This window comes from Staphylococcus sp. HMSC077D08 (assembly GCF_001837945.1).
Classification (GTDB): domain Bacteria; phylum Bacillota; class Bacilli; order Staphylococcales; family Staphylococcaceae; genus Staphylococcus; species Staphylococcus epidermidis.
This window is the reverse complement of the sequence record NZ_KV834767.1, coordinates 1-3161: the sequence shown is the minus strand read 5'-3', so window position 1 is coordinate 3161 and position 3161 is coordinate 1. Positions and strand designations below refer to the sequence as shown.

2 protein-coding genes and 2 pseudogenes are annotated in these 3161 nt (G+C 25.8%); 3 read left to right on the top strand and 1 reads right to left on the bottom strand.

Annotation, left to right across the window (positions count from 1 at the left end):
* Together HMPREF2663_RS07015 and HMPREF2663_RS07010 are read left to right on the top strand one after the other, a co-directional pair.
* Positions 1-228 (top strand): annotated as a pseudogene (locus HMPREF2663_RS07015) (Replication protein RepB); the annotation flags it as partial.
* Between the two features lie 106 nt (positions 229-334).
* Positions 335-751, top strand: a pseudogene (locus HMPREF2663_RS07010) (VOC family protein).
* 561 nt (positions 752-1312) lie between these two features.
* Here HMPREF2663_RS07010 and HMPREF2663_RS07005 read toward each other — a convergent pair.
* Positions 1313-2284, bottom strand: a complete 972-nt coding sequence (locus HMPREF2663_RS07005) for a replication initiator protein A (protein ID WP_002485957.1) — start codon at positions 2282-2284, stop codon at positions 1313-1315.
* Positions 2285-2778: 494 nt separating this feature from the next.
* On the opposite strand from HMPREF2663_RS07005, the gene HMPREF2663_RS07000 reads away from it, so the two are divergent.
* Positions 2779-3161: DUF536 domain-containing protein (locus HMPREF2663_RS07000; RefSeq protein ID WP_141762232.1), on the top strand; the 383-nt coding region annotated here is incomplete at its 3' end.

The window sequence follows — 3161 nt, the reverse complement described above, 5'->3', positions numbered from 1 at the left end:
GATATTGAAAGTGGTTGTGGTTTTGACTTAAATCAATTTTTATTAGATCAAGGTCAGTCCGAAATATTTAATAAGATTATTGATATTATTGAGAACCAAGATTTTACAGAATTTCAAAGTCTAGTGATGTATGCGCGGCAACACCATCCATCCTATTTACATTTGATTATTCAGCGAACATATTTTTTCGCAAAATATTTGGATTCAAGGCGTCACATGTTTAATTAAAATGGATATCATGTATCAAGACGAGAAGAAACCTGTTTCTCAGCTTACTCTTTCTTGACATTAACGCAGCGTAATACATTACAATTAATAAAAAGAGGTGAAAACGATAGAGTTTTACCAAATGCCTATGTTTAACAAAGTCCTAGTTAAAGACATTGAGAAATCAGAAAAATGGTATGAAAAAACACTTGGCTTTAAAAGTGTTTTTAAATTTAGAAATGATAAAAATGAAGTGCTTATGAATCATTTAAGACTAGAAAAACATCAAGATTTAATCTTAATTGTTCAAACAGATTTTGAAGTTGGCAATTCAATATATCTCAATATCTTAGTCAAAGATATCGAAGATAAATCACAACATATCTCATCAAAATTTATAGTAACTCAATTAGAAGACCAACCATGGAACGCTAAAGAAATGACAATCAAAGATCCAGACGGCCACTAAATCACACTTACTCAATCAAATATTAGCGATACTGATTTTGAAAAATTAATGAAACATACTTCGAAAAATTATTGAGGCATAAACCTTTATTGATAATACAAAAATAAATATCTATGAGTCATTATGCCAAATAAAGATTCTAGAAATTTCTCTAGGATCTTTTTATTTTTCCGAATTTTAAATATCATTATTTTGCATTTTAAAGGGGTATTTAGAGCAAATTCTAATCTCACATAGTTTTTTCTATCCATTTAATTTTGCCCTTTAAAACACAAATACGAGACAAATAAGAGTATATACATATGACATTTATTACGTACTTTACATGTATTTTATGTGATATATAAACTGATTGGCTCATGTCACTTAATATACATGTATTCGTATCTTTTATACATAGTACTCGTAATAATTCAAAACCATTTCTCATGTTTCGCTAATTTGATTGGAACTCCCTATCATTTATAAATTTAAACCGTTACATTTGTTGTTTATTTCTAACGAATGGCGAATTTTTAGATATTATTTACATATAAAATCAAATTTGAATAATCCAGTTATGTCAACAATTTCAAAATAGAACCTGACATTATCAAATATTTTAAAATTATTTTACTTGTTAGAAGCTTATTTGAATTATTGATTAAAGATATTGTATTTAGGTATATTTTGGCGACGCATATTTAATGCATGTATTTCTTCAAGTTCAGCTTTAATTGATTGCATTAAATAGCCTTGCATCGCTTCAACATTTTCATTTTTTTGTATCAACATGGCTTTAAAACGTTTTAAAACACTCACAAGTTCAAATTCAACGTCCTCTAAACGATAATATGTATCATGTGCATTATTAAATGACTTTTTCCCTTTGAGTAAAACACTTTTAATAATACGGATGTCTTTAATTTCAAAATTACTTAAATAAGTCTTGATTTGTGTAGGTAATTCTTCAAGCGCTTGGAATTTTAGAGCATTATTATTAAATTCAGTTTGTTGATGATTTGTATGATTCGAATGATAATTTTTAGAAACTATGTCAGATGTATCATTCAAATCATTCGTATCATTATTCTCAGTCTTTATATATTCAGTTTCATTAAGATCAGTATCACTTGTGTATTCTTTTGATACTTCATGACGTATGTTATTAATATTTCTTGATGTATCATTATCATATTTCTGGACGTATGATAATGATACGTCCGTGTTATCTCGTTGTTCTATATCGTTTTCTTGTTGTGAAATATAATATACATCAGCTTCTGTTACTTCTGGTTTTTTAATATATAATTTATTAGGTTTATTCAACCCTACTCGTATTTGATTAAATAAATCAGCTTGTGTTAATTCTTTTTTAATTTTAGATAATTTATTGGGACTACTGATATTTAAAATAGATTTAAGTTTTTCATTGGTGTAAATAAAAAATATATCTCCATTCTTATCTATCCAATTATTTCTTATAGATAAATCTAAACGATCTCTTAGTATAGACCAAGTGATTTTTGCATCATTGGATAAATTAGTATACTTAGGATTCGTAAAAAATACTTTGGGTAATTGGTAAAACTTTTCTTTTTGAATTTCTTTAATATTAAAGTTGGACATACAAAAAACCTCTTTCACATATGAATTTTAAAAGAGGTAATAAATAAGCTATAAGTAAGTTTATATGTGTTCGGCTTGCACTAATAATTCTTAATATATATAATAAGAATATAACAATTATATAAACAAACAAACCACTTGTTTTATTACCGAAGAAACCTGACTATTCCCGTAGTCGGGTTTCTTTTATATATACTTATATTAACACTTTTGAAAGTTTTGTTAAATTGTTTATATACATTTGTATGTATGCATTTTCAAAGAATGTTAGAATTTCGTATAATGACATTATATGAATAAGTTGTATAGAACTATATAAACACCTATATAACAAGTATAAAGGCTATATAAGCCTATATAAATGTAGATATATAGTGTTTACGTATAACTATATATATAAGATTACTTGAATATATATATAATGTTGTATTAACAAGTATAAAGACTATATAATGATATAGGTGTTATGTGTATAACTATATGGAGGACATTATATGAAGAGTATGAAAGAGATTGCTGATGAATTGAATGTTACGAAAATGACTGTTTATAATAATGCTAAAAAAGCGAATGTGAAATTCCAAAAGGTTGACAATGTAAATTATTTAGCAAGTGAAGATGAAATTATAGTAGTAAACCGAATAAGAAAAAATCAAAATAAACATAATGATTTTGAAAATGAAAAGAAAGAAGAAGTTAAGACTAATAGTAATAACCTGGTAAAAGATGAAACAATAAAACATTTATATAACCAGTTAGATATATATAAAGAACAATCAAATAGAGATAAAGAACAAATAAATACTCTTAATAGACTTTTAGAAAATCAACAAATTTTAGCTTTGGAAAGTAATAAAAAGATTCAAAAACTAGAAAA

What these genes read in the sequence shown, in the direction of transcription:
- HMPREF2663_RS07005 (WP_002485957.1), bottom strand. Translation starts at nt 2,284, where the DNA reads ATGTCCAACTTTAATATTAAAGAAATTCAAAAAGAAAAGTTTTACCAA.